At 65.7% G+C, this 24302-nt stretch carries 19 protein-coding genes; 8 read left to right on the forward strand and 11 right to left on the reverse strand.

Translation table 11 applies throughout. The annotated features are described in order from the left end of the window. The first annotated feature begins 172 nt into the window (after positions 1–172). On the forward strand, positions 173–781 hold the full coding sequence (locus AC5RWO_RS11445) for a hypothetical protein (RefSeq protein ID WP_498731678.1): 609 nt from the start codon (positions 173–175) through the stop codon (positions 779–781). An 83-nt stretch (positions 782–864) separates the two neighbouring features. On the opposite strand, the gene AC5RWO_RS11450 is transcribed toward AC5RWO_RS11445, so the two are convergent. Together AC5RWO_RS11450 and AC5RWO_RS11455 are read right to left on the reverse strand one after the other, a co-directional pair. Beyond that, positions 865–1167, reverse strand: a complete 303-nt coding sequence (locus AC5RWO_RS11450) for a CPBP family glutamic-type intramembrane protease (protein WP_498731495.1) — start codon at positions 1165–1167, stop codon at positions 865–867. Positions 1168–1187: 20 nt separating this feature from the next. Beyond that, positions 1188–1625 carry a CPBP family glutamic-type intramembrane protease gene (locus AC5RWO_RS11455; RefSeq protein ID WP_498731496.1) on the reverse strand — a complete coding sequence of 146 codons (438 nt, stop codon included), beginning with the start codon at positions 1623–1625 and terminating at the stop codon, positions 1188–1190. Between the two features lie 370 nt (positions 1626–1995). Between AC5RWO_RS11455 and AC5RWO_RS11460 the strand changes: the two genes are divergently transcribed. Both AC5RWO_RS11460 and AC5RWO_RS11465 read left to right on the forward strand, forming a co-directional pair. After that, positions 1996–2244 (forward strand): SHOCT domain-containing protein, encoded by a 249-nt coding sequence (locus tag AC5RWO_RS11460; RefSeq protein WP_498731497.1) that lies wholly within the window; start codon positions 1996–1998, stop codon positions 2242–2244. After that, positions 2241–3692, forward strand: coding sequence for a multicopper oxidase family protein (locus AC5RWO_RS11465; RefSeq protein ID WP_498731498.1), 1452 nt, complete (start codon positions 2241–2243; stop codon positions 3690–3692). Before AC5RWO_RS11460 ends, AC5RWO_RS11465 begins: the two co-directional genes overlap by 4 nt. A gap of 608 nt (positions 3693–4300) precedes the next feature. Here the strand turns inward: AC5RWO_RS11465 and AC5RWO_RS11470 are convergent. The 5 genes from AC5RWO_RS11470 to AC5RWO_RS11490 form a co-directional block, all read right to left on the reverse strand. After that, positions 4301–4825 carry a pyridoxamine 5'-phosphate oxidase family protein gene (locus tag AC5RWO_RS11470; RefSeq protein ID WP_498731499.1) on the reverse strand — a complete coding sequence of 175 codons (525 nt, stop codon included), beginning with the start codon at positions 4823–4825 and terminating at the stop codon, positions 4301–4303. A gap of 319 nt (positions 4826–5144) precedes the next feature. Then, positions 5145–6500, reverse strand: a complete 1356-nt coding sequence (locus AC5RWO_RS11475; RefSeq protein WP_498731500.1) for a wax ester/triacylglycerol synthase domain-containing protein — start codon at positions 6498–6500, stop codon at positions 5145–5147. Positions 6501–6852: 352 nt separating this feature from the next. After that, complete coding sequence (locus tag AC5RWO_RS11480; RefSeq protein ID WP_498731501.1) at positions 6853–7311, reverse strand: universal stress protein; 459 nt, start codon at positions 7309–7311, stop codon at positions 6853–6855. Beyond that, the gene (gene ppsA / locus AC5RWO_RS11485) at positions 7308–9698 is read right to left on the reverse strand and encodes a phosphoenolpyruvate synthase (RefSeq protein WP_498731502.1); all 2391 of its coding nucleotides are present in this window, start codon (positions 9696–9698) and stop codon (positions 7308–7310) included. Before ppsA ends, AC5RWO_RS11480 begins: the two co-directional genes overlap by 4 nt. A gap of 94 nt (positions 9699–9792) precedes the next feature. Further along, a complete protein-coding gene (locus AC5RWO_RS11490; RefSeq protein WP_498731503.1) occupies positions 9793–10227 on the reverse strand; it encodes a four-helix bundle copper-binding protein in 435 nt (144 codons plus the stop codon). Between the two features lie 215 nt (positions 10228–10442). Between AC5RWO_RS11490 and AC5RWO_RS11495 the strand changes: the two genes are divergently transcribed. Continuing rightward, positions 10443–11477, forward strand: coding sequence for a zinc-dependent alcohol dehydrogenase family protein (locus tag AC5RWO_RS11495; protein WP_498731504.1), 1035 nt, complete (start codon positions 10443–10445; stop codon positions 11475–11477). A 46-nt stretch (positions 11478–11523) separates the two neighbouring features. Then, positions 11524–14718, forward strand: a complete 3195-nt coding sequence (locus AC5RWO_RS11500) for an HAD-IA family hydrolase (protein ID WP_498731505.1) — start codon at positions 11524–11526, stop codon at positions 14716–14718. Here the strand turns inward: AC5RWO_RS11500 and AC5RWO_RS11505 are convergent. Beyond that, complete coding sequence (locus AC5RWO_RS11505; protein WP_498731506.1) at positions 14715–17306, reverse strand: cation-translocating P-type ATPase; 2592 nt, start codon at positions 17304–17306, stop codon at positions 14715–14717. The genes AC5RWO_RS11500 and AC5RWO_RS11505 overlap by 4 nt on opposite strands. A 4-nt stretch (positions 17307–17310) precedes the next feature. Beyond that, positions 17311–19167: a heavy metal translocating P-type ATPase gene (locus AC5RWO_RS11510; protein ID WP_498731680.1), complete on the reverse strand. Its 1857-nt coding sequence runs from the start codon at positions 19165–19167 to the stop codon at positions 17311–17313. A 517-nt stretch (positions 19168–19684) separates the two neighbouring features. On the opposite strand from AC5RWO_RS11510, the gene AC5RWO_RS11515 reads away from it, so the two are divergent. Together AC5RWO_RS11515 and AC5RWO_RS11520 are read left to right on the forward strand one after the other, a co-directional pair. Beyond that, positions 19685–20137 carry a universal stress protein gene (locus AC5RWO_RS11515; RefSeq protein WP_498731507.1) on the forward strand — a complete coding sequence of 151 codons (453 nt, stop codon included), beginning with the start codon at positions 19685–19687 and terminating at the stop codon, positions 20135–20137. Positions 20138–20528: 391 nt separating this feature from the next. Beyond that, positions 20529–21170 carry an NADPH-dependent F420 reductase gene (locus AC5RWO_RS11520; RefSeq protein WP_498731508.1) on the forward strand — a complete coding sequence of 214 codons (642 nt, stop codon included), beginning with the start codon at positions 20529–20531 and terminating at the stop codon, positions 21168–21170. Positions 21171–21449: 279 nt separating this feature from the next. Here AC5RWO_RS11520 and AC5RWO_RS11525 read toward each other — a convergent pair whose 3' ends face one another. Continuing rightward, positions 21450–21734 (reverse strand): metallothionein, encoded by a 285-nt coding sequence (locus AC5RWO_RS11525; protein WP_498731509.1) that lies wholly within the window; start codon positions 21732–21734, stop codon positions 21450–21452. A gap of 753 nt (positions 21735–22487) precedes the next feature. After that, complete coding sequence (locus tag AC5RWO_RS11530) at positions 22488–22664, reverse strand: DUF8730 family Cys-rich protein (RefSeq protein WP_498731682.1); 177 nt, start codon at positions 22662–22664, stop codon at positions 22488–22490. A gap of 185 nt (positions 22665–22849) precedes the next feature. On the opposite strand from AC5RWO_RS11530, the gene AC5RWO_RS11535 reads away from it, so the two are divergent. Beyond that, a complete protein-coding gene (locus AC5RWO_RS11535; RefSeq protein ID WP_498731510.1) occupies positions 22850–24259 on the forward strand; it encodes an MBL fold metallo-hydrolase in 1410 nt (469 codons plus the stop codon). The last annotated feature ends 43 nt before the right edge of the window (positions 24260–24302 follow it).

Here is a 24302-nt window from a genome sequence, read left to right on the forward strand (position 1 = left end):
CCCCGTTGCCCTCGCTGCCGCATGCGGCGCCCCCGGCCGATCCCCTCTGCCTCGGACCTCCCTGCGCAACGGGGTTGTGGGACGGTGCGGGCCCGGGCGACTATGGGATCCAACGATAGGCGGGCCGGTGTTGCCCGGCCATGGCGGAAACGGCCGAAGGGATGGCGCGGTGATGACGAGGCAGCGGATCTTCGTGGGTTCGCTCGGCGTCGCCGCCGCGGCCGTGTATGGGGCGGTCTGGCGTCCCTGGCAACTGACATGGGGAGCCACCCCCGATGAGGTGGCACGGTCACTGCCCGGCGATGACCTCGTTCCGTTCCCGACCTTCAATGCCACGCGGGCCATCTCGATCGGGGCGCCGCCCGAGCAGGTCTGGCCCTGGCTGGTTCAAGTCGGAGTCGGGCGGGCCGGATGGTACAGCTACGACCTGCTCGACAACCTCGGACGCAACAGTGCACGGCGCATCCTTCCCGAATGGCAACGGCTGTCCCCCGGCGACGTGGTGCCGATGAGCCCCGACGGCAAGCACGGCATCGAGGTCCACGCAATGAACCGCCCCCATACGATGATCTGGGGCACCCCCGGTGACACCACCTGGGTCTGGCAGCTCGATGAACAAAGCGACAGCACGACGAGGGTCCTCACCCGGATACGGTCCCGGATCCGATGGACGCCCATGTCCATCGCGTTCGCCGGGCTGCTGGAACTCGCAGATTTCTGGATGATCCGCAAAATGCTGCTCGGCTTGCGCGAGCGGGCCCAAAACGCCCGAAACCCCTAGCCAACGGGCACACCTGTACCCAAGGACATGGCAGGAAGAGCGCACGCGCTCTCCGCTTCACTGTTCCAGCCGGTTGCGCTTTGCTACCGGATGGCCGGCTCTTGCTGGAGGGCGTTCAGCCCGCCCGCCCGTTGCCGGCGGAGAGCTCCCATCAGATATACGCCATACCCGATGCAGATGATCGTGGTGGCGCCGAGCATCACGGCCTCGGCCCCGGAGTCAGTAGGCGTGAGGTTCCCGCTGATATTGAGCAGGAAATGGAAAATGATCAGCGGCCAGATGGTGCCGGTAACGGCGAACAGCAGGGCCAGGACGATGCCCAGCACGATACCGAAGCCGATCTGGATAACCTGCTCAACGGCCGTGAAGCCCCGGGCCAGGTTCACGGCGTGACCAATCCCGAAGGTCACCCGGAAACGAGCACCGCCCGGATCAGTGTCCCCCTCTTCAGGATTCCCCTGAACAGGAAACCGCGGAACAGAAGTTCTTCCAGGAAACCGACGCACGCCATCAATGCGATGATCAGCACCACCGTCGTGACGTCCAGGTCGTTCCGCAAACCCTTGGCATACTGCATCAAGGCGATGAGCAGCAGCGGAAGATAGAGCAGCGTACCCTTGAAGCCCGTGCCCCGCAGCCGGCGAAGGCCGTAATAGCCGGTCCAGCCGTTCCGCTTCACATACAGGAACAGCCCGACGGACAGTACAACGAAGAGCAGCGTGGTCACCAGGTTGGGCACACCGGCCAGGGCCGACAGCCAGTCCCCGACACCGGCTAACACTACGTACACAGCGATCCAGACTATTGCGTGCCAGATCGGGCTCGTCTCATGGAGTCTCTTCATCACGACCTCAGTTCCAGGAATTTTGCATCGCTTGCACCGCCTCCAGTGTGGAGGAGATTCACAGACTCTCCATGCCTACTCCCATTTCCAGTGCCGGCTTCGCCCTCCGCAAGGGAAATCAGGGAGGGCAGAAGCCTCTCCCGGCCGCCGTTGCCCCTTGCCGTCCCAGCCCTGCGTCCGGAATCCGGTCATGCTTCGGCCCGGATGCGGCCGGGCTCTTCGTCCCTGCCGATCACGGTCGGTTCAGATCCGGCAGCCGTTCTTCACCCGGTGCTTGCTGTTGGGAAAGTTGGCTTCACCGGAGGGGTGTCCCAGGACGGATTCGGGCCTATCATCAAAGCAGATGTGCCGGTGGAAGGAATTGAGACCGATGATGAATTTCAACGGCGGATTCGGAATGGGTTTGATGTGGATCTTCTGGGTCCTGCTGATTGTTGGCTTGGTCCTGCTCATCATCCTGCTGGTCAGGTTTTTGGTCGGCGGCATGGAAAGCCAGGGCCGCCGCTCTCCCGGACGCGGCGAGGCACGGAATATTCTCGCCGAGCGCTTGGCGCGCGGAGAGCTGACTCCCGACGAGTACCGTGAACGGCTCCGGGCCCTCGATGAGGGCGGGACGTGAAACCCCTCAGCCGCCGCAATGCCCTTGCCCTCGGCGTCACCGGCACGGCCGCCGTGGCTGCCGGCGCCGCAGGGCTCCAGTGGTCGCGCACCGCCGGTCTTAGCACCGGGGGCGGTGCGGCCTTGAAAGAACCGGTGACACTGGGCAGCCGGCAAGGCCGCCTGGCGGTCCGTTTGAAGGCGGCACCGGCCCGTATCGGTATCGGAGGCAGAACGGCGTCCGTGGCCGCCTTTAACGGCTCCTTGCCCGGGCCCACCCTTCGTCTTGACCCGGGTGACCGGCTCAACATCACGCTGGTGAACGCGCTGACTGAACCGACGAATCTCCACGTGCACGGCCTGCATGTTTCCCCGGCCGGCAACGGTGATAATCCGTTCATCAGCGTGGCACCCGGGCAGTCGTACGAGTATGAGTTCGTCCTTCCGCCCGACCACCCGCCGGGAACGTTCTGGTACCACCCGCACCATCACGGGATGGCGGCCGACCAGGTCGCCGCGGGCTTGTACGGGGCCATCATTGTGCAGGATCCGGCGCCGATACCCGTCTCCCGGGAACGGGTGCTGATCGTCTCCGATATCAGCCTGGACGGCGACGGGCAGATCGAACCGGTTTCTTTTCCCGAGCGGATGATGGGCCGTGAAGGCAGGACTGTACTCGTTAACGGGCAGGTCCGGCCGGCACTTCAGGCCGCGCCGGGAGAGCGCGAGCGTTGGCGTCTCATCAACGCCTGCCCCGCGCGTTACCTGAACCTGCAGCTGGAAGGGCCCCGGTATCAATTGCTCGCCCTCGATGGCCGCCTGCTTGCCGCGGTCTCCGATACCGGACAGCTCCTGCTGGCCCCGGGAAACCGTGCCGATGTTCTCGTCACACCGGGCGAGGGGCGGTGGACGCTGCGCGCTGATCGGTACGATCGCGGCGGCATGGCAGGGATGATGATGGGCGGAGGAACGTCCGCAGGCACTCCCTCCGGTCTCCTGTCGTTTGATGCCCGCGGTGATCCGGTTCCGGAACCGGGTCCGGTTCCCCGGCTGCCGGTACTGCGGGACCTTCGGGAAGAACCTGTCACCGGCCGCCGCCGGCTCGACTTCTCGATGGGCACGGGCCAGGGAATGGGCCCTGCAGCCATGGGATTCACGATCAACGGAAAGGAATTCGACGCCGGCCGCGTTGATGAAACAGTCAGCGTGGGAAGCGTGGAAGAGTGGACGCTGTCCAACAGCAGCCCCATGGATCATCCCGTACATCTGCATGTCTGGCCCATGCAGATCATTCAGGACGGCGCCCGTGGCCCCGCCGCGCCACAATGGCAGGATGTAGTGAATATCCCGGCAAACAGTGAAGTGAAAGTACTCGTCGCTTTCGACAGCTTTCCCGGCCGCACCGTCTTCCACTGCCACATTCTGGACCATGAAGATCTGGGCATGATGGGTGTTGTTGAAGCCCGTTAGCGGTGAAAGTGAAAGCAGTAGCCTCGGCGGTCCGGGGCGTGGAACTATGTCTTGGAGACTCCGTGGAGCCGGAGCATCATACTGGCGGTCACACGCGGCCGGCGAATCTTCTCTAGCCATAACCGGTGAGAAGGAGCCTCCGACCGGTGAGCGTCGCCCAAACGTCTAGAGCCGGATCGCCAGCTCTTACGGGACCAGGTCAGGGTTCCCCGGAACAGGAACCCACGGAACAATGGTTCCTCGAGGAAACCGATGCATATCATCAGCGCGATGATGAGTGCCACCGACGTGACCTCCAGGCCGCTCCTCAGACCCTGAGCGTACTGCATCAGTGAGATGAGCAGCGGCAGGTAGAGAAGTGTTCCCTTGAAGGTGCGCCAGACCCCGCCGGTCCAGCCGTTGCGCTTCACGTACAGGAATAACCGACCGAGAGTGCAAAGAAGAACAGTGCGAGTACCACGTAATCTTTTCCATGGCCACTCCTCCCGCAGAGCGATGACGGGCGTTGGTCCTTCGTCACGGATCTGCCAAGCAGTCAACCCTCTGCAGTAGAAAGCGTTCATCCTTCCAGCCCGGTAACGGGAGAAGCCGCGTGGCCGGACCGGGTGTTATTCGATGTCCAACCTCCGCCGTCCGTCGCTGAGGCCCGGCCCCCGGCGCGTTGCCGGGGTAATCCGGAACCGTCTGCCGCTTATCTCGACGGGAATGACCCGGATGAAGTTATCCTTTTCCCCACCCTGCCAGGGAAACAACGGCAGCATCGCCGAGGAAATGACATCGTCGATGCTGACCAGACGCTCAACCGGCCCCTTGGCCACCACACTCCAAGCCACCTTGGTCGAGGGATTGTAACCATCGGTCTCCATAGCGACACTCCCGCTGGCCAGGGCCGCATCGAGCTTGGTACCTGGCGCTGTCCGGAACACGAGGCACCCATGGTCCACGACATAGTTGATCGGGAAGATTTCGGGATGGCCGGCGGCTATCACGGCCAGTCTGCCTAGGTCAGTGCTGCGGAACCGTTCCCAGCACTGGTTGGCGGAAAGATTTTCAATACCTTCTGGCATCTCGGAGGCTGTCATGGTCACAGTGTATGGATCGCGGCGGCGGGCCGATAGGGCCAGGCGCCGCATCGACCGACCCTATCGGCCAGGGTTGGAGGTCCTAACGGAGTGAGGGGGCAGGACAAGGTTTATTCAGGTTCCATACCCGATGCTTGCACTGGCGGAGCGCTTTTCGCGTGGCCCGCCGTCCGCGGCTGTAGTCGAATTCCAAAGTCACAACTCGGGATGGTTTCCGGTCCTGGGTCTGATGCATCCGACCTGGCTTGTAATCGATACTCGGAACGCGGATAGGCACGGATCCGGACAGGATGGCAGGAGGTTTCCGTCCCAAGGACGAAAGACAGCTGAATCCCTGGATGGTCGCCGGCTGCATGGGTGGCGTATCCGTTCACGATTCCGCGGCCTGTCCGCCCGGGTCCGGGCGATGCCCGGTCATGGCCTGGAGCTCGTTCTCCAACCCGTCCCGAAGTTCCCCCAGATCAGGGCAGGTGTCCGGGTCTGCGATGAGGGAAACCACCAGGGTGCCCGCATAGGAAAGCACGGCGAAGGCAACGGTTATGTTTCCGGTGACTGCGCCTAGGGGAATCATCCCGGTGACCGGCCAGCCGCAGAGTGTCAGTGGACGTTCGGGGCCGCGGACGTTCGTGACGAATGTGTGAACCATCCGTTGGTGGTCGATGAACGTCCGGTACGCTCCGACGCGTGCGAGCAGGCGGAACAAGGGGCCAAGGAGTGCAGTCGAGGCACCGGGTGGGTTTTTCTTGGCCGCGGTGGTTGTCGTGGCCACCGCCGCCAGACGACTGACGCGGTCACCGACCGCAGGAACCGCCACCGGGATTACTCCGCTCCGGTTTCCCAGCTCGCCGGCGTTCGCGTGCCGCCGGGAGGAAAAGGGCATGGAGATCACAAACTGTTCTACGGTTTCGCCGCGTCCTTGCAGCAGCCGGTGCAGGGACGCGGCGGCTGCGGTGAGGACGGCATCGTTGACCGTCGCCCCCTGCACGCGGGCGGCGTCCCTGATGCCTTCGAGATCAGCCCGTACCACGGCAACCTGTCGTCGTGGTCCCGTCGGGCGGTTAAGCGAGGACGGGGCCAGCCGGACCCCGCCGGAGGGCCGCAGTTCCGAACGGGCCGCTGCGAGCCGGCGCACCGCTGCCGGCAAACGTTTCAGACCCCTGAGGCGCTCCCCCGCCGCATCGAGGGCCAGCGGCAATGGGGATGGCAGAGGGTGGGCCTCTCCCCTCCCGTCCTGCTGAGAGGCTTTTGCGGCCGCCAAGGCGGCAAGGATCGCCAGGCCGCCCATCCCGTCGGTCAGGACATGATGAAAAACGAACACGAGCGCTGCCCGGTTCGGGGCTGTGTTCGTGACCAGTTTGGCCGTCCAGAGAGGCCTGTCATAGGGAAGGGGCGTGGTGAGCATCTCAGCCGCTATCTGCAGCACTGCTTCCTGCCCGCCGGGGGCCGGGCAAGGTGCGGCGGACAGATGGCGGGCCGGATCGAAACCGGAATCATTGACCCAGACGGGGCGGCCGCAACCGAGTGGAACCTTCAGGAGCCGCTGGCGAAGCCGGGGGACAGCGTGCAGCCGACGCGCGAGGGCATCGAGCAACGCGCGCGCATCAGGATCAGACCCCGTTCGGAGCGTCAGGACGGCTCCGACCTGCATAGGTGCCGAACCGGTATCCCCGACCAGTGACATCAAGTCTTCACTACTGATCCGGTCAAACGGTGCCCTTCGCGTCATCTCAAGGCGCCTTCCGGATAGTTCCCTGGCAGAACGGCGGCGGAACCGGCCCGGCCACTGGCTGTAAGGGTAGGCTGCAGCGCCCCGCCCACCGGGTCTCCTGCACACTTCAGCAGGACCATCACAATGATGACCGTGCTGATCCGCAGGTTCATACTTGGCCATGTGAAAGAACAACATCGTTAGCAGCAGCCAGGCACCGGCATCGGCACCGGCCAATGAGGCAACCGCAGCCCGGCTGCTTCAAGGATCGCACCTGTGCCGGCAATGTGGAAGAGTACGGCTGCCGCCGCTGTAAAGGGGCGACAGTGTCAGGCTATTCGTGACGAGGTCACAGCACAGCGGAAATGCGTTACCCGCTGTGCTCCTCGTGCCGATGCTCGTCCATGTGGGTGACGAGGACGGAGCAGTGTGCGTGTGCGGTGACGGCGGAGCTGACTGAGCCCAGGAGCAGTCCGGCGAATCCTCCTTTGCCGCGGCAGCCGACCACGAGCAGTTCGGCCCCGCGGCTGGCTTCCAGAAGGGCATGGGCGGGCTGGCCCCGGGTCACGGTTTTCTCGATGTCGGCGTGGGTGTCCTGCCCGAAGGCCGTGGCCAGGGCGTTGTCGAGGATTTCGGCGGCGTCCCGGCCGGGGTTCCATTCCATGACGGGATAGGCGCTGAGCATCAGCGGATATTGCCAGGCCGTGAGAGCGTGGATCCGGGCGCCGAGCAGCTCCGCGTAGCGCTGTGCTTGCTGTAGGGCGTGGATGGAATGTTCGGATCCGTCGACGCCCACCACAATCCGGCCTCCCTGGTCCGTGTGGTTCATGGTGTTGCCTTTCGGTGTTCTGCGGCTGCGATGACGGGGATGGTCTTCAGGACGGTGTCGGGGTTCAGCGAGATGGAGTCGATTCCTTCGCGGACCAGGAAGGCGGCGAAGTCCGGGTGGTTGCTGGGGCCCTGGCCGCAGATGCCGATCTTGATGCCGCCGGTGTGGGCTTTGGTGATGACTTCGCTGATCATCCGTGTCACGGCTGCGTCGCGTTCGTCGAACAGTGGCGCCAGCAGGGCGGAGTCCCGGTCGACCCCGAGCACCAGCTGGGTCAGGTCGTTGGAGCCGATGGAGAACCCGTCGAAGCGGGCAGCGAACTCTTCGGCGAGGACCACGTTGGACGGGATCTCGCACATCATGTAGACCTGCAGTCCGTTCTCCCCGCGCACCAGGCCGTTCCCGGCCATGGCTTCGAGTACCCGGTCGGCCTCGGCGGGTGTGCGGCAGAAGGGGACCATGATGATGACGTTGGTGAAGCCGATGTGCTCACGCACCCGTTTGAGCGCGCGGCATTCGAGTGCGAAGCCTTCGCGGTAGCGGTCGTGGTAGTACCGTGAGGCTCCCCGGAACCCGAGCATGGGATTCTCTTCCGGTTCTTCGAAGGCCTCACCGCCGATCAGGTGGGCGTATTCGTTGGTTTTGAAGTCACTGAGCCGGACGATCACCGGATGCGGAAAGTAGGGGGCGCTGAGTTTGGCCAGCCCCGCCGCGAGCGTGTGCACGAAGTACTCGCCCGGGTCGCGGAAGCCCTGGGTGAGTTCGCGGATCTGTTGGGCTTGCTTCCGGTCGGTGACCCGCTCGGGATGGACGAGCGCCATCGGGTGGACCCGGATCAGGTCGTTGATGATGAACTCCATGCGGGCCAGGCCCACGCCGCTGACCGGCAGCCGCCACCACTTGAACGCGGCGGCGGGGCTCGCCACGTTGACCAGGATACTGGTCCCGGTCGCGGGCAGGGACTGAAGGTCGATGTCCTCGGTCTCGTATTCCAAGGCCCCTTCGTAGACGTGGCCTTCATCGCCTTCGGCGCAGGAGAGCGTGAGCATTTGTCCGTCGGTGATGGTTTCCGTGGCGTTGCCCGTGCCGACGATGGCCGGGACGCCCAGTTCGCGGCTGATGATGGCCGCGTGGCTGGTGGTTCCGCCGTGTTCGGTGATGATCCCGGCGGCCCGCTGCATCACAGGAACCCAGTCCGGGTCGGTCATCTCGGTCACGAGGATGGACCCGTCCCGGAACCGGTCGATGTCCGAGACATGGCGGATCACGCAGGCGGCCCCGACAGCGATCGAGTCGCTGATCGCGGCCCCCGCGGCCAGGACAGGTCCCGGGCGCAGGAGGCGGTGCGTGGTGAACCGGGTAGCGCTTCTGCCGGCCTGGACGGTTTCGGGGCGGGCCTGGACGATGAACAGTTCACCGCTGCGCCCGTCCTTCGCCCATTCCATGTCCATCGGGCAGCCGTAGTGCTGCTCGATGGCTGCGGCCCACCGGGCCAGCTGCAGGATTTCGCCCTCCTGCAGTACCAGCGCGCGCCGTTCGCGCCTGGTGGTTTCGACCAGCCTGGTGCGGGCCGTGCCGCCTTGCCCGTAGACCAGTTTGCGTTCCTTGGCCCCCCTGGCCGCTTCGATGACCGGGAAGCATCCCGGAGTTTGCAGGAGAGGTTTGAAGACCAGATACTTATCCGGATTCACGGTTCCCTGGACGACGGTTTCACCCAGGCCCCATGCCGCACTGATGACGGCGGCGTCGGGAAATCCTGTCTCTGTGTCGAGGGAAAACATCACTCCGGAGGCACCTAGGTCGGCCCTGACCATACGCTGGACGCCGATGGACAGGGCAACGTCGAGGTCATCGAACCCCTTCACGGCCCGGTAGCTGATCGCCCTGTCCGTGAACAGCGAGGCGAAGCAGCGCCGGCAGGCGTCCAGCAATGACTGGTCGCCGGCGACGTTGAGAAAGGTTTCCTGCTGGCCGGCGAAGCTGGCATCCGGAAGATCTTCCGCCGTCGCGCTGCTGCGCACGGCCACCGGAAGATCCCGTACTCCCGTCCGGGCGCAGAGGGAATGGTAGAACCCGATAATGGTTCCGGCTACTTCTTCCGGGAATTCCCCGGCCAGAAACGCTTCGCGCACCGCATGTCCGGCCTCGCTCAGCGACATCCTGCCGGCACGGTAGCGGCCGAGCCGGTCACGGATCGTACCGGCGATGGCGTTGGCTTCGACGTAGTCGCGGTAGGCCCGGGATGTGGTGGCGAATCCCTCCGGGACCCGTATGCCCTGACCAGCCAGGGCGCCCACCATTTCCCCGAGGGAGGCGTTCTTACCGCCGACGAGCGGAACATCGCCGAGCCCGGTTTCTTCGAACCACACTGCATACTGGCGTTCCATACTGCCTCCCGCTTCGTCCGGTGGCCTGTGATGCTATGTGCCCCTGCCGGTCCCGGCCACGGCCGAAGGTCCCGGCCACGGGTCGGGGCTGAGATCAGGGCCGGGTGAGTTCCATCGTTGCCAGCAGGGCGGTACAGGCCTGCCCGCAACGGGCGCAGGCTTCGTGGCTCAGACGGCTGTGGGGGTATGAGAGGTGGGGCGCGGACTGTTCCAGACAGGCCGTGCAGGCGGCCCGGCAGGCCTGGAGCAAGGCCTCAAGGAATGCCCTGCCGCTGTCCGTTCCCGGCGAGCCCAGGCGGGGCAGGATCGACGCGGTCGCAATGCAGATGGCAGCGCAATTCTGCTGGGCGCGTTGGAGGCTGCGCTTATCGGCCTCCCCCGGTTCATCCAGCCAGGCGTCGGCGCCGGAGGTGCACGCCTGCGCACAGTCAAGACAGGCATCGATGCACTCGGCCCTGGCCACCCGGTGGCCGGGAGCTGTCTCGGGGGCCGCCGGATGCACGGCAAGCACATGCTGTGTGGTGCTCATTGGTGTTCTCCCGCCGTTGTGAGGATGCAGCGCAAACCCAGTGCCCCGGCCGGCCTTGGCGCGGCTTGACCCTGTCAGGTTACGCCTGATCCTCCCTGCCTGCACCTGCCCGGACGGCTGCAACGCCGCTAAACTGGAGGGGTCCGGAGCCTGGAATGCCGCCGATCCAGGTGGCAGCCGGCCGGTCTCCGTGCACAAACCCGAATCGAGGGAACATGCGTGCCTGGAGGGTTGACCGCCCTGCCCCGTTGGCCGGCCCGCAGGCCGGCCGGCCGCTGGTCTTTGGCCCGCGTGCGGACCCCGTGCCAGGCCGTGGGGAGCTGCTGGTCAGGGTCCGTGTCTGCGGTATCTGCCGGACGGACCTGCACCTGGCCGAAGGGGACCTCGCCCCGAAGAGACCGGGCGTGGTGCCGGGGCATGAGGTCGTGGGCGACGTCATCGCGCTCGGACCCGGCTGCGACCGCTTCGCCATCGGTGACCGGGTGGGCATCGCGTGGCTGCGCGGGACCTGCGGAGCCTGCCGCTTTTGCCTGCGCGGGGATGAAAACCTTTGCCTGTCTCCGCGCTTCACCGGGTGGGATGACGACGGCGGCTATGCCGAACTGGTCACCGTGCCCGAAGCGTTCGCGTACGCTGTGCCGGACGTGTTCTCCGATGAGGAGGCTGCTCCGCTGCTGTGTGCCGGCATCATCGGTTACCGGGCGCTGCGCCGGTCGCAGCTAAGGCCGGGCGGCAGGCTGGGCATCTACGGTTTCGGAGGCTCGGCCCACCTTGCCGCCCAGGTGGCGATGTACGAAGGTGCTGACGTCTATGTCATGACCCGGTCCCAAGTGGCGCGGCGCCTGGCTTCGGACCTGGGTGCCGCGTTCGTCGGGGACGCCGCGGACGAACCGCCCGAACCGCTGGACTCGGCCATTCTTTTCGCCCCCGCCGGGGCGCTTGTCCCTCCCGCGCTGCGGGCGCTGGACCGCGGCGGAACCCTGGCCATCGCGGGGATCTACCTTAGCGATATTCCACCGCTGAATTACGCCGCAGAACTGTTCCAGGAACGCCAGGTCCGTAGCGTGACGGCGAACACCAGGCAGGACGGGCAGGAATTTCTAAACCTGGCGGCGCGGATCCCCATCCGCCCGACCACCACGCCTTACCCGTTCACGGAGGCCGACCGGGCGCTGGCGGACCTCGCAGCGGACCGTGTCACCGGCGCCGCCGTCCTGCAAGTCGCTGCCTCCGATGCCGGCGCCGCCTGACCCTCCCGGCGGCAGCCCGCGCCCGGCACCGGACGCCAGATTGCCGGTGCCCGTCCCCCAGCGGTGGACCGGCTCCCCGACCGTGGCGGGCACGCTCTCGCCCTTCGACGCAGTGATCTTCGACCTCGACGGTGTCGTCACCGACACCGCTTCCGTGCACCGCACCGCCTGGAAAAAACTGTTCGAAACCGTCCTCACCGATGCCCGGATACCCGACCCCTCCGCAGCTGCCCCCTTCCGGGACAGCGACTACTTCAGGTTCATTGACGGGCGGCCCCGGGAACAGGGCGTTCTTGCATTCCTGGAATCGCGCGGCGTCGAATTGCCTCCGGGCTCACCGGCGGACCCACCGGGGACGTGGACCGCGTTCGGTTTGGGCGCGTCGAAGAACACACTTTTCCTTGAAGAGCTGCACCGGCACGGGGCACGCACCTTTCCCGGGACGGTGGATCTGATCAACCGGCTGCATCAAAGCCGGGTCCCGGTCGCCTTGGTCAGCTCCAGCCGCAACGCACCCGCCGTGCTGGCAGCTGCCGGCGTGGAGGGACTGTTCGACGCGGTCGTGGACGGCTCTGCCGCGGCGGACCTGCAATTGCCGGGCAAGCCCGACCCCGCCACATTCCTCGAAGCCGCACGACGGCTGAAAGTGCGCCCCAGGCGCACCGCGGTGGTGGAGGACGCGGCTGCAGGAATTGCCGCCGCCCGCCGCGGCGGGTTCGGACTCATCGTCGGGATCGACCGGTCCAGCCAGCGCGAAAACCTCGAAGAAGCCGGCGCCGACATGGTCCTGAACGACGTAAGCGAACTCGACATCGGCCTGGTCCTCACCCACCCCTGGCGCCTGGTCTATGACGGTTTCGACCCATGGCACGAAGGCCACCGCGAAGCCCTGACCACACTGGGCAATGGCCGCATGGCGACCCGCGGTGCGTCGCCGGAAACACGCGACGACACCATCCACTATCCCGGAACCTACCTCGCCGGCATCTACAACCGCCTCCCCCAGCTGGTCCACGGAGAGGAAACCGAGAGCGAGCATATGGTCAACCTGGCCAACTGGCTCCCCCTCGACCTCCGGTTCGGTACCGGAGGATGGTGGTCCGAAGGCGGGCTGACACTGCGCCGGGAACGCCGGGAACTCGACCTGAAACGGGCGGCTCTTTTCCGCCGGGTCCTGTTGGAGGACGGGCACGGCCGCCAGCTTGATGTTACCCAGCGCCGCATCGTCTCCATGGCGCAACCGCACCTGGCGCTGATGGAAACCACGCTGACGCCCCGCGGATGGGACGGACCCGTGCAGATCAGGACCGGCATCGACACGGAAGTCGTGAACGGGAACGTAGCCGAGGACGCCGCCCTGGGAAACCGCCATCTGGCGAACCTCACCACTGCCGTCCAGGCCAACATCGAAACGGCCGAAGTGCTGACCACTCAAAGCCACGTCCGCATCGCGGCCGCCGTGCGGATTTCCTTTTTCGGGCCGACCGGCGCCCCGGCCACGGTCCGCAGCCGCGAGTACCCGCCGTCCGGGGCCGGCGAGGAGAACGGTTCACCCTGGCTGCAGTACCACCAGGGTGAACTCTCCGCCGGCGTGCCCCTGGTGATCTGCAAAACCGCGGCCATCGTAAGCTCACGGGACCGGGCGATCTCCTCACCCCTCTCCGGTGCCCTCGCCGTGCTGGCCCGCACCCCGGCCGGCTTCGACCCGGCGTCCGACGCCCACGAAGCGGCCTGGCAGCGTCTCCTGGACCCGTTCACCTTCGACCTGCACGCCGACCGCGCGGCCCAGCTGGTACTGAACCTTCACGTCTTCCACCTGCTGCAGACCCTCACCCCGCACACGGCAGAACTTGACGCCGGGGTCCCGGCCCGCGGACTCCACGGTGAAGGCTACCGCGGGCATATCTTCTGGGACGACCTGTTTGTGCTGCCCCTGGTCACTTCGCGCCTGCCCTCGGTCACCCGCTCACTGCTGGATTACCGGTGGCGCCGCCTGGACGCGGCCCGGGACGCGGCCCGCGCGGCCGGACTGGAAGGGGCCATGTTCCCCTGGCGCAGCGGCAGCGACGGTACCGAGGAAACACCGCGATGGCTTTACAACCGGTTCTCCGGCCAATGGACGCCGGATCATTCCCGCCTGCAACGCCACGGCAGCCTGGCGGTGGCCTACAACGCCTGGCAATACTTCGAAGCCACCGCGGACCACGACTGGCTGCTCAGCCACGGGGCGGAAATCATCGTTGAAGTAGCCCGGCTCTTCTCGTCCATGGCCGAACACGACAAGGCCGGCGGGCGGTTCCACCTGCGCGGTCTGATGGGCCCGGACGAATACCACGACGGCTACCCGGAGCACCCGGGACAAGGCCTGGACGACAACGCGTACACCAACGTGATGGCCGCGTGGGTGTGTTCCCGGCCCGCCCGGATCATGGACGCGGTCCGGGGCCGGGACCGCAGGGACCTGCGCAAAAGACTCGGAATCAGCGGTGCCGAACTTCAGCTGTGGGACCGTCTGGTCCGGTTCCTGTACGTTCCCTTCCATGACGGGATGATCAGCCAGTTCGAAGGCTACGGCCGGCTGCAGGAACTGGATTGGGAACGCTACCGCCGGACCTACGGCAACATCGAACGCCTCGACCTGATCCTGGCCGCCGAAGGCGACAGCACCAACCAGTACAAGCTCTCCAAGCAGGCCGATGTGCTGATGCTCCTCTACCTGCTCGGCGAAGACCAGCTTGTGCGCGGCCTGCACCGGATGGGCTACGACCTGACCACGGCCCAGCTGGCGCACACCGTGGACTACTACCTGACGCGGACCGTGCACGGCTCCACGCTCAGCCGCGTCACCCATGCGTCGGTACTGGCCGCCTCTGATCCGGACCGCGCCTGGGCTACCTTCCGCGACGCCCTCGACGCCGATCTCGACGACACCCAGGGCGGAACCACGCGCACGGGCATCCATCTGGGCGCCATGGCCGGGACGATCGACGTGATCCAGCGCAGTTTCGCCGGCCTCAGGATGAGCTCGGACACGCTCATTTTCGCACCGCGCCTGCCGTCCGAGCTTGGGATGGTCTCGTTCCGGATCCGCTACCGCGGCCAGCTGCTGGACGTCACTCTGGAACATTCCACGCTGCGGGTGGAGGCCGCCGAGGGGACCGCGGCCCCTGTGCGCATCCGGGTAGGAACCGACGTGGCCCTGCTGGAGGCCGGCAGCACCGTGGAACTGGACATTGGCTAGGCAGGCCCGGCGCTCCGGCCGTGCCTGAGCCGCTTGTACAGGTAGTCCGCGCAGATGAGCGCGGGCATGGCGAGCACCGCCGCCAGCAGCCCTGCCGTGGTTGGCGGGGCGTGTCCCAGCATGGCGGCGACGGGCCCGATGAACAGGAATCCGGCCAGCGCAACCAGTTCCACGGTCACGGCCCACAGCAGCAACCGGTTGGTCCCCCAGCCCAGCCGCCATGGCGGCACGGATTCGCTGCGGCAGGCAAAAGCATTTGCCAGTTGGGCCAGGACGACGGTGGCAAACGCGGCCCCGGACGCGGCAGCCAGGACAGCGGGAACGGGAACAGCTGCGCCGGGACGCCACCCGGCCAGCCACAGTGTCAGGGTGAAAGCCGTCATTTCGCAGACCGCTTCGACCGGTCCGAGCACCGCGAAGACCCGCACCATCAGGGCCGTGTCCATCAGGTGCCGGCGTTCGGGCGGGCGCTGCAGGAGCCGCTTCCCGGGACGTTCGCTGCCCAGCGCCAGTGCCGGCAGCAGGTCCGTGCCGATGTCCAGGAAAAGGATCTGCAGCACCCCCAGAGCCAAGGGAAAACTGCCACCGGACAGCGCCCAGACAACGAAGGGTGTGAGCTCGGCAACGTTGTCGGTGAGATGGTAGGTGAGGAACCGGCGGATGTTCGCGTAGGTTGCCCGCCCCTGTTCCACAGCCGTGATGATGGTGGCGAAATCATCATCGAGCAAGACCAGGTCCGCCGCTTCGCGGGCCACATCGGTACCGCTGGCCCCCATGGCCACGCCGATGTCCGCCTCCTGCAGCGCCGGACCGTCATTGACGCCGTCGCCGGTCATCGCCAGGACGTGTCCGCGCAGCTGAAGGGCCCGGGCCACCCGGAGTTTCTGCTCCGGGGACACCCTGCTCACTACCACCCCGTCGCGGTCCAGGAGCGCACCAAGCATGTGCTCATCGCCGGGCAGGTCCCGTCCCTCAATGACGGTGCGGTCCGGTCCCAGCAGGCCGATCTCGGCGGCGATGGCAGCCGCCGTCGAGGGATGGTCGCCGGTGACCATGGCGACCTTGATGCCGGCCTCCCGCGCCGTCCGCAGCGCTTCTGCTACTGATTCCCGCGGCGGGTCATGCAGGCCCACCAGGCCCAGCAGGGTCAGCTGTTCCTCGAGGTGACCCGGTTCGGCGGGCCAGGGCGGCCCGTTCCCGGAACCGGGGCCCGGGAGGGTGCGTTCTGCCACGGCGAGAACCCGGAGTCCGCGGCCGGCCATATCTTCCAACGCCGCGGCGCAGGCGTGCCAGTCCGTAGATCCGACGCACAGCGGAAGCACGCTCTCCGGGGCACCCTTGACCAGAAGTTCGTTCCCGGCTACCACGGATTCACGTTTCCGCACGGGGTCAAAACCCCACCGGGAAACAACGTCAACTTCCGGCGGGCCTTCGGCGCCGGCGAGACGGCGGGCAAGGGCATCCAGTGCCGCCTCCATCGGATCGCCCTCGGCGGCCCACTGCCCCCGCTGCTGCACGATCCTTCCCCGCGATGCGGCCCTCGCCGCACGCCCCAGGCGCCGTGCCCGCTGCAGCGCGGTCCGGCTGCCGGTAATATCGGCTGTTGGATCATATCCCTGCCCGCGTAACCCGACGGTCCCCTCCGGTGTCCACACTTCGACGGCGCTCATGCGGTTCTGTGTCAGGGTTCCGGTCTTGTCGGTGCAGATAAATGTCGTCGACCCCAGCGTTTCCACGGCCTGCAGATGCCGCACCAGCGCGTTGCGTCCGGCCATGCGCTGGGCGCCCATCGCCAGGGACAGCGTCACCGTGGGCAGCAGCCCTTCGGGAACCAGTGCCACAGAGACACCGATGGCGAACAGGAAGGCATCGCGCCAGGAGGTCCCGGCCAGCAGGGACACGGCAAAAAACACTCCGCCCAGGGCCAGGGCCACGACGGAAATAATGCGCACCACGCGGCGCAGTTCGTTGTTCAGCGGGCTTTGGGGCGGCTGCGCAGCGGCCGTCAACGAGGCGATGGCCGCCAGCCTCGTCCGTGCCCCGGTAGCCGTGACCTGCGCCTCGGCGTTCCCGTTGACCAGAAACGTTCCGCCGAACCCGCTGTCACCAGGGCTTTTCGCCACCGGTTCGCTCTCTCCGGAAAGCATCGACTCATCAACGGTGCAGGCCTCCGCCACGGCGAAGTCCACATCAGCGGGAATCCTGTCCCCGGCGGAGAGCAGAACAACATCCCCCCGGACCAGCCGGGCCGCTTCCACCCTGACCGCCCGGCCATCGCGTTTCACCAGCACCTGCGACGGCAGCATGGCCCGAAGCTTCGACGCGGCGCGTTCGGCCCTCGCTTCCTGCACATAAGAGAAAACACCGTTGACGATGACAACAACCATCACCGCCACACCCAGTTGCGGCATCCGGGCCAGGAACGCCAACGCCGCGGCAACCCACAGCATCATCGCAAAGAAATGCGTGAATTCCGCCGCGACCCGGCGCCAGCGCGGCACCGGGCGCACCTGCGGCAGCACGTTCGGCCCGTCCGCCGCCAGCAGCCGGGCAGCTTCCTGCGCGCTGAGCCCGGCAACCGCCGTCATGGCCTCAGGTCACCGCCCGGGAAGAAACCGGTTCCGGCTCAACTCCCCCGGTCGTGGCGGCGGACCGGCGCGAAGGGGTCAAAGACCTGAGCGCATTGAGGATCGTGACCAGGTCGACCAGCTCCTGGGAGAGGGCACCGGCCACGGCCGGAATGTAGCCAAACGCCGCGGCAACCATCAGGGCAACGCTGAGGACGATCCCCACCCAGATGCTTTGCAGCGCCACCTGGACACTGCGCCGGCCGATTTCCACCGCGTCGGCCACCTTGGACAGATCATCGAGCATGATGACGACGTCCGCGGACTCGCTGGCCGCCGTCGATCCCTTGGCACCCATCGCGATGCCGATATCGGCCGCTGCCAGCACCGGTGCGTCGTTGACGCCGTCGCCGACCATCATGACCGGCCGTCGCGGCAGCGTCCTGACCGTTTCGACCTTATCCGCCGGCGAGCATTCGGCCCGTACCCGGCTGATACCGAGTTCCCGGGCGACGTGCTCGGCGGTCTCCCGGGCATCGCCGGTGAGCATCACGGTCTCGCCCGCGCCCAGCCGCCGCAGCCGCCCGAGGGTGGAACCGGCCTCCGGCCGGGCTGCATCACTCATCACGAGGGCCCCGGCATAGACACCGTCGACAGCGATGTAGACGGCCATCTGACCGCTTGACAGTTCCGTCTTTTCCACGGACACCGCGTTTCGGGACACGAAGCCGTGTTTTCCGACGCTCACTGTCCGGCCACCGAAGTCGGCCTGCACCCCCTGCGTGGCATATTCGGTTGCCTGGCCCGCCGGCAGCAGGACCATTCCCCGACGTGTTGCCGCCGCCATCACTGACGCGGCGAGGACGTGGGAGGAGTACTGTTCGGCGGAGGCAGCCAGCCGCAGCAGTTCATCGTCGCCAATGCGCGGCGGGTTGCCGGCGGGCCTGACTTCCACCAGCACCGGCTTTCCGCCGGTGAGGGTGCCGGTCTTGTCAAAAGCAGCCGACTGCACGCGGCTGAGTGTCTCCAGAGTTCCACCGTTCCTAATGATGATCCCTGATCTGGCGGCACGGCCCATACCACCGACGAACGCTACCGGCGCAGCGATCAACAGCGGGCACGGTGTGGCCACGACGAGCACCTCAGCCAACCGTCCCGGATCGCCGCTGGCCCACCAGGCACCACCGGCCAGGGCCAGCGCAAACAACGTAAACGGAACCGCGTAACGGTCCGCGAGCCGGACCACCGGCGCGCGGCTGGCAGATGCTTCCTTCACCAGGGCGATGATGCGGCTGTATTGGGAATCAGCTGCCGCGGCCGTCGCGCGCACCCGAACCGCCGACTGGCCGTTGAGCGAGCCGCTCATCACCGGATCTCCCGCCGACCTTTCAACAGGAAGGCTCTCCCCGGTCAGAGCCGATTCGTCGAAGGAGCCCGATCCTGAGGCAAGAACTCCATCCACCGGAACGACCTCCGAGGGCCGGACCAGGAGCACATCGCCCGGGCGGATATCATCGACACCGACATCCTCGAGTGATCCGGCGCCGGTCTCACGATGCGCGATCTGCGGAGCCAGATCCAGGAGTGCGGTAAGTTCCCGCCGGGCCCGGCCCTGCGCATAGTCCTCCAGCGCCCTGCCACCCGAAAGCATGAGCACAACGATCAACGACGCAACGTATTCTCCAACGGCGACGGTACTGACCACCGCGGCCAGGGCGAGCAGGTCCATTCCCCACCGGCCGCGGGCCACCGCCCGCACCATATCAACGGCCAGTCTGGCCGCGACAACCAAAGCAAAGACACTGGCCACCCACCGCGCCGGGGCATCCGCTCCAACCAGCAGCAGGACGACGACGGCAAGTATGCACAGGACCGTTGCCATCACGAGCGGATACCTGCGCGCTATTCCCATCATCCCTCCGACCCCGAGGACGTACCGTCACCAACCGCGCCGGACCGGTCCCGTCACGTACCCAGGCCTTGGCAGCCGGCCATGCAGGCCCCGTGCCCCGGCAGGAGCAGCCTTATCACACACATCGGGGTGCCCCGACCCAGCTGCCGCACAGCCCACGCAAGTCACCTCCCCGGCACAGCCGCCCGTCCCGGCAACGGACGGCCTCGGCGGGGCAACGTGGACCAAGGGTCCCCACCTCCAGGATCGACCGAACCCGCCTGTTCCAGTATCCGCCCCCGGTCCGCCTTCGGCGAGAGCCCTGCTCCCCCCTTTTCTTCAATACTCGCCTGGCGGACGGCACCTCACCGGACCTGGATCACAGCGGACGTTCCTGCCCAACTTCTGCTCCGGTGCCGCACCAATCCCAGTGTCTTCAGCCCCTAGTGCCCGGCCACCATGGCAGGTAGGTTAGGAAACCCATAACGCCTGACATCGGAGAATTTTCATGGCCCATGGACCCGGAATAACGAAAATCATTGTCGGCGTCGACGGCTCGGACGCTTCCCTCGAAGCACTGCGGCAGGCTCAGGACCTCGCAGAGCCTTTCAACGCCCACATCGAGGCAATCATGTGCTGGGAGTTCCCCCAAATGTATGACGGGTACGTACTGGTGGGCATCGAAGGGTTCCAGGAAAGCGCCGCCAAAATTCTCAACCAGTCTGTGGAACGTGCCTACGGACCCGAAACACCAAGAAACGTCAAGACCAGTCTCGTTCAAGGAAATCCGAAGTCCTCGCTGATCAAGGCCAGCGAAAATGCCGACATGCTCATCGTCGGCAGGCGGGGTCGCGGTGCTTTCAGCGGACTACACCTCGGATCAGTCAGTTCCTCCTGCATCGCCCATGCCAAGTGCCCCGTCCTGGTAGTTCACGCCCCTGAGACCGGAAAGAAAGACTGACCTCGCCGCGCAAACACGGCATTGGCACCATGAACCCGGCTCCGGGCATTTTTCAGGAATCCACTCGCGGTGCACCGGGCTGGCGACCGGATCCTGAAAATGCACAAGCTTTAAATACCCTTGTTTCCGCGCAAGACGGCCGAGACCAAGATCCCGCAGCTTCCGGGAGGGCCCGGAAGCTACCGGACACCGGCGCAACAGGTATCGGCCGGCTCATTCCGGTCCCAGCCGCCAAGAGAACGAAAGTGCCCGCCGCCCACACCGGAATTCACAAGGCACTGCTGCTTATCCACGCCTTCAGAGGACCAAAGACTCTGGAGAGTCACCTGAGGATTTGCGAACCTTAATAGCCGGGCTCAAGAGAAAATCCTCACGAAAAGGAAAGAAACCCATGTCCCAAATCGACATTATCGGCAGTGGGCACATGGCCAGAGGCATTGCTGTGCGCATGCTGCACGGCAACCACAGCGTGCGGATACTGGGCCGTAACGGAAACCAAACGAGGGAACTGGTTGAATCACTTGGACCAGGAGCCACCGGGGCCTACGCTGGGTCACCGCTTGAAAGCCCCATCGTTGTCCTCGCAATCCCCCACCGCGAAACAAAGACCGTCGTACTCGAATACGGATCCGGCCTGGACGGCAAAACCGTCGTCGATATCAGCAACCCCATCGATTACACGACCTTCGACCGTCTCACCACGGCACCCGGCGTCTCCGCGGCCGAAGAAACCGCATCCTTCCTCGAAGGACGTGCTGACGTCGTCAAAGCCTTCAACACGGTATTTCCCAAGACCCTCGAAACCGGTACGGTAGCCGGCCAACCACTGGACGTCTTTATCGCCGGCGATTCAGAAACAGCCAAACGCAAAGTCAGTGCCATCACCGCCGAATCAGGCATGAGACCCATCGACGCAGGCCCCCTGCGCAGGGCCCGCGAGCTGGAAGCTTTCATGCTCCTGATCATGGGGCTGCAGGTAAACCCGGAGCATGAACGGTTCAACTGGGACACCGCTCTGAAAATACTTCCGTAACCCCTGCCAACGAGAAAAACAGCCGGGATGGATATCCTTATTGCTCTGTCCGGAGCCCGAGCCAATGGAAGCACTTACGGACCCGTCGAAAATGCAGCAGGCAACCACTGGCTGCCGGAAAAGCTGGACCGCACGGCACCCGCGGCCAGATTCAGATCGTGGAACCGACGGCTGCATAGGGCTGGCGCCATCCGCGGCCGATACAACACAATCTGAAAATCCCGCTGACTATGGCCCAAGGCCTCCCGCCATCAGCAAAGGTTCGCTCGAGCCGGAACCTTATGGGCGCCCTGATGCCTCCCGTCCTCCCCCTTCACTGGCGCAGTGGGCGCAGCAGTAAGTGTTTGGGTGGGCTTCGATGGCGTGACCCAGGATCCGACAGCCGCAATGGGAACATGTGGGTGCCATTACATGGATGGCACATTCGAAACTGTCGAAGGCCCTCGTTTGATTATTCATTGTGATCGTGAAGAACCTGCCCGAGGTGCTGCCGCAAGCGGCGCACGTGCCGAGGGCGCGCTCCACTGGTGCTGACGGATAGCCGAAGAAGTTTTTCCTTGTCATCGTCCCTCCTGAATTTTTGATGATGTTGACCCTGTGCCCGCGTCCGGACCTCTTAACAGTCGGGGGTCGGGCCGCTGCCGTACGTCCTGGCCTGGAGGCCGGCTGCGGGTTCCGGGGTTGCTTGGTTCGTCCACGGACTGACGCGTCCCTATCTAGGTTTTTTCGAGGGATTCCCCGCGGGATTGCCTCGATTCTCCTGCATCTGTGCGCTCCCACATGGTGTTACCGATTTCACGAAGACCGTAACCGCGCCATGAGCGCCCGTTCGCTGGAGCCGGACACGGCGGCCGTTAGACCAGTCAGCAGCATGGCCGGCGGGCGACCGGACAACGTCGGATCGAGAGCTCGACCGACACAATCCGAATAGACGGCAGGTCTTGGCCCTATTTTACCGCCGCAGTTCAGAACAAATCCGCGAAGACTATCAGACCCGACAGCGTCACGGCCACGAGCCGCTGGACGGCTGCTGCGAGTGACAGACTGCTGCCGCGCAACAGGCTGCCAGTTCCCCCGGTGCCCCCTTATCCAGTCCTTGGATTCTGTGTGGGACGTATTTCGTGACTGCGTTCGGTCGCCTGCGGGATCCGCTGCATCTACGACGAGTTCACGACGGACTCCGGGCAGCTCCGCCCGCGCATGGCCTACTACGCGCCTGGCGGCAGCAACGCCGGGAAAGGGCTGCACTGCGAAACAGGCCAAGTAAGGATCAGTTCACTGGTATCCAAGCGTGTCTCCATGGCAATCATGGCCGGTTTAAAGGCCGAAAAGCTTCCCGATCCAGCCGAACCCGGTGCCCGGCTTCCGGCCGGCCCCTGCGGCACAGGTGCAGCGGCGGGACTGCGGAACGTTACGCATCACCTGCTCGACATGGTTGCCGCAGCCTGCCCACGTTGCCTTTGCGCATTTTTGGCATGTCGCCACCCGGCACATACAAGTCCCTCCATCACGTTTCGACAGGCGCCGCTTCACGGGCACCAACCTCCATCATACATACCCCGCGGGGTATAACCAGAAAGCCGATCCAGACTTGCCAAGATACCCCCATGGGTATATTGTTTTCTTGAAAGAAGGATACCCCCGGGGGTACTCCCGGGAAGCGACGACAAGGAGATTACATGCTGTTCGAGCGAATCTATGACGAGGACCTGGCCCAGGCCGGCTACTTCATCGGCTGCCAGCGCAAGGGCGAGGCCGTGGTGGTCGATGCCCGCCGCGACATCGGCGTTTACCTCGACCTCGCGAAGGCCAACGGGATGAAAATCGTGGCCGTGACCGAGAGCCACATCCACGCCGACTACCTCTCCGGGACCCGGGAACTGGCCGCGGCCACCGGCGCCGGGATCCATGTTTCCGGCGAGGGCGGGGCTGACTGGCAGTACGGCTTCGACGCCGAACGCCTGCACGACGGCGATACGATCTCGATCGGCAACATCACCGTCCAGGCCCTCCACACCCCCGGGCATACCCCGGAGCACCTCTCGTTCCTGGTCACCGACGGGGCGTTTAGCGACCGGCCCGGCTACCTGCTCTCCGGCGACTTCGTCTTTGCCGGCGACCTGGGCCGGCCGGACCTGCTGGATGAGGCCGCCGGCGGCATCGACACCCGCTTCGAGGGGGCGAAGCAGCTCTTCGCCAGCCTGCGGACCAAGTTCCTGGCGTTGCCGGACCACGTCCAGGTGCACCCGGGGCACGGTTCCGGCAGCGCCTGCGGCAAGGCCCTCGGCGCTATCCCGTCCACCACGGTCGGCTATGAACGCCTCTACGCCTGGTGGGGAAAGTACCTGGAGGCCAACGACGAGCAGGGCTTCATCGATGAACTCCTCGACGGGCAGCCCGACGCGCACGCCTACTTCGGGCGGATGAAGCGCCAGAACCGGCTCGGCCCGGCCGTTCTGGGCGAACGCGCCCCGCTGCCCGAACTGGACAACCAGGCCATCGCCGCGGACCTGGCCGACAACAAGGTGACCTTTGTCGACACCCGCCCCAACGCGCTGGTCCATGAAGGAACTGTGGCAGGCGCCCTGAACATCCCGGCCGGCAACAAGGCCGCCAGCTTCGGCGCCTGGGCCTACGACCCCGAAACCGACGACCGCCCGCTGGTCCTGCTCGCTCCGAATCAGGACGAAGCCCGCATCATGTGGGACCACCTGGTGCGGGTCGGGATCGACAACGTCGCCGGCTACACCACCAACCTGGACGGGCTGCCGATCACGGTTCCGGCCCTGATCCGGCCTGAGGAACTCGAGGGCTTCGACGCCGCCCTGGTGCTGGATGTGCGGAACAAGACCGAACACACCGCCGGGCACATCCCCGGCTCCGGGCAGCTCAGCGCCGGCCGCGTGCTCTGGAACCGGGAGAATCTTCCGGTCGAGGGCACCATCGTGACCTACTGCCAGAGCGGGGTCCGCAACTCCGTCGCCGCCAGCGCACTCCGCCGCGCCGGCTACAACGTCGTCGAACTCGACGGCAACTACGCCGGCTGGGAAAACTGGCAGAACTCGCGGGAGAGGACCCTGAGCCGCTGACCTGCACTCGATGATAGACGGGCCCGCACACAGTGCGGGCCCG

It is taken from the genome of Arthrobacter sp. B055-34, from assembly GCF_059090425.1.

Bases quoted from the DNA above. Each gene is read 5' to 3' on its own strand.
- AC5RWO_RS11525 (WP_498731509.1), bottom strand. From the start codon at position 21,734: ATGACAAGGAAAAACTTCTTCGGCTATCCGTCAGCACCAGTGGAGCGC.
- AC5RWO_RS11460 (WP_498731497.1), top strand. From the start codon at position 1,996: ATGATGAATTTCAACGGCGGATTCGGAATGGGTTTGATGTGGATCTTC.
- AC5RWO_RS11470 (WP_498731499.1), bottom strand. From the start codon at position 4,825: ATGCGGCGCCTGGCCCTATCGGCCCGCCGCCGCGATCCATACACTGTG.
- AC5RWO_RS11490 (WP_498731503.1), bottom strand. From the start codon at position 10,227: ATGAGCACCACACAGCATGTGCTTGCCGTGCATCCGGCGGCCCCCGAG.
- AC5RWO_RS11495 (WP_498731504.1), top strand. From the start codon at position 10,443: ATGCGTGCCTGGAGGGTTGACCGCCCTGCCCCGTTGGCCGGCCCGCAG.
- AC5RWO_RS11505 (WP_498731506.1), bottom strand. From the start codon at position 17,306: ATGACGGCGGTTGCCGGGCTCAGCGCGCAGGAAGCTGCCCGGCTGCTG.
- AC5RWO_RS11455 (WP_498731496.1), bottom strand. From the start codon at position 1,625: ATGAAGAGACTCCATGAGACGAGCCCGATCTGGCACGCAATAGTCTGG.
- AC5RWO_RS11530 (WP_498731682.1), bottom strand. From the start codon at position 22,664: ATGTGCCGGGTGGCGACATGCCAAAAATGCGCAAAGGCAACGTGGGCA.
- AC5RWO_RS11480 (WP_498731501.1), bottom strand. From the start codon at position 7,311: ATGAACCACACGGACCAGGGAGGCCGGATTGTGGTGGGCGTCGACGGA.
- AC5RWO_RS11510 (WP_498731680.1), bottom strand. From the start codon at position 19,167: ATGGCAACGGTCCTGTGCATACTTGCCGTCGTCGTCCTGCTGCTGGTT.
- AC5RWO_RS11445 (WP_498731678.1), top strand. From the start codon at position 173: ATGACGAGGCAGCGGATCTTCGTGGGTTCGCTCGGCGTCGCCGCCGCG.
- AC5RWO_RS11520 (WP_498731508.1), top strand. From the start codon at position 20,529: ATGTCCCAAATCGACATTATCGGCAGTGGGCACATGGCCAGAGGCATT.
- AC5RWO_RS11475 (WP_498731500.1), bottom strand. From the start codon at position 6,500: ATGACGCGAAGGGCACCGTTTGACCGGATCAGTAGTGAAGACTTGATG.
- ppsA (WP_498731502.1), bottom strand. From the start codon at position 9,698: ATGGAACGCCAGTATGCAGTGTGGTTCGAAGAAACCGGGCTCGGCGAT.
- AC5RWO_RS11515 (WP_498731507.1), top strand. From the start codon at position 19,685: ATGGCCCATGGACCCGGAATAACGAAAATCATTGTCGGCGTCGACGGC.
- AC5RWO_RS11535 (WP_498731510.1), top strand. From the start codon at position 22,850: ATGCTGTTCGAGCGAATCTATGACGAGGACCTGGCCCAGGCCGGCTAC.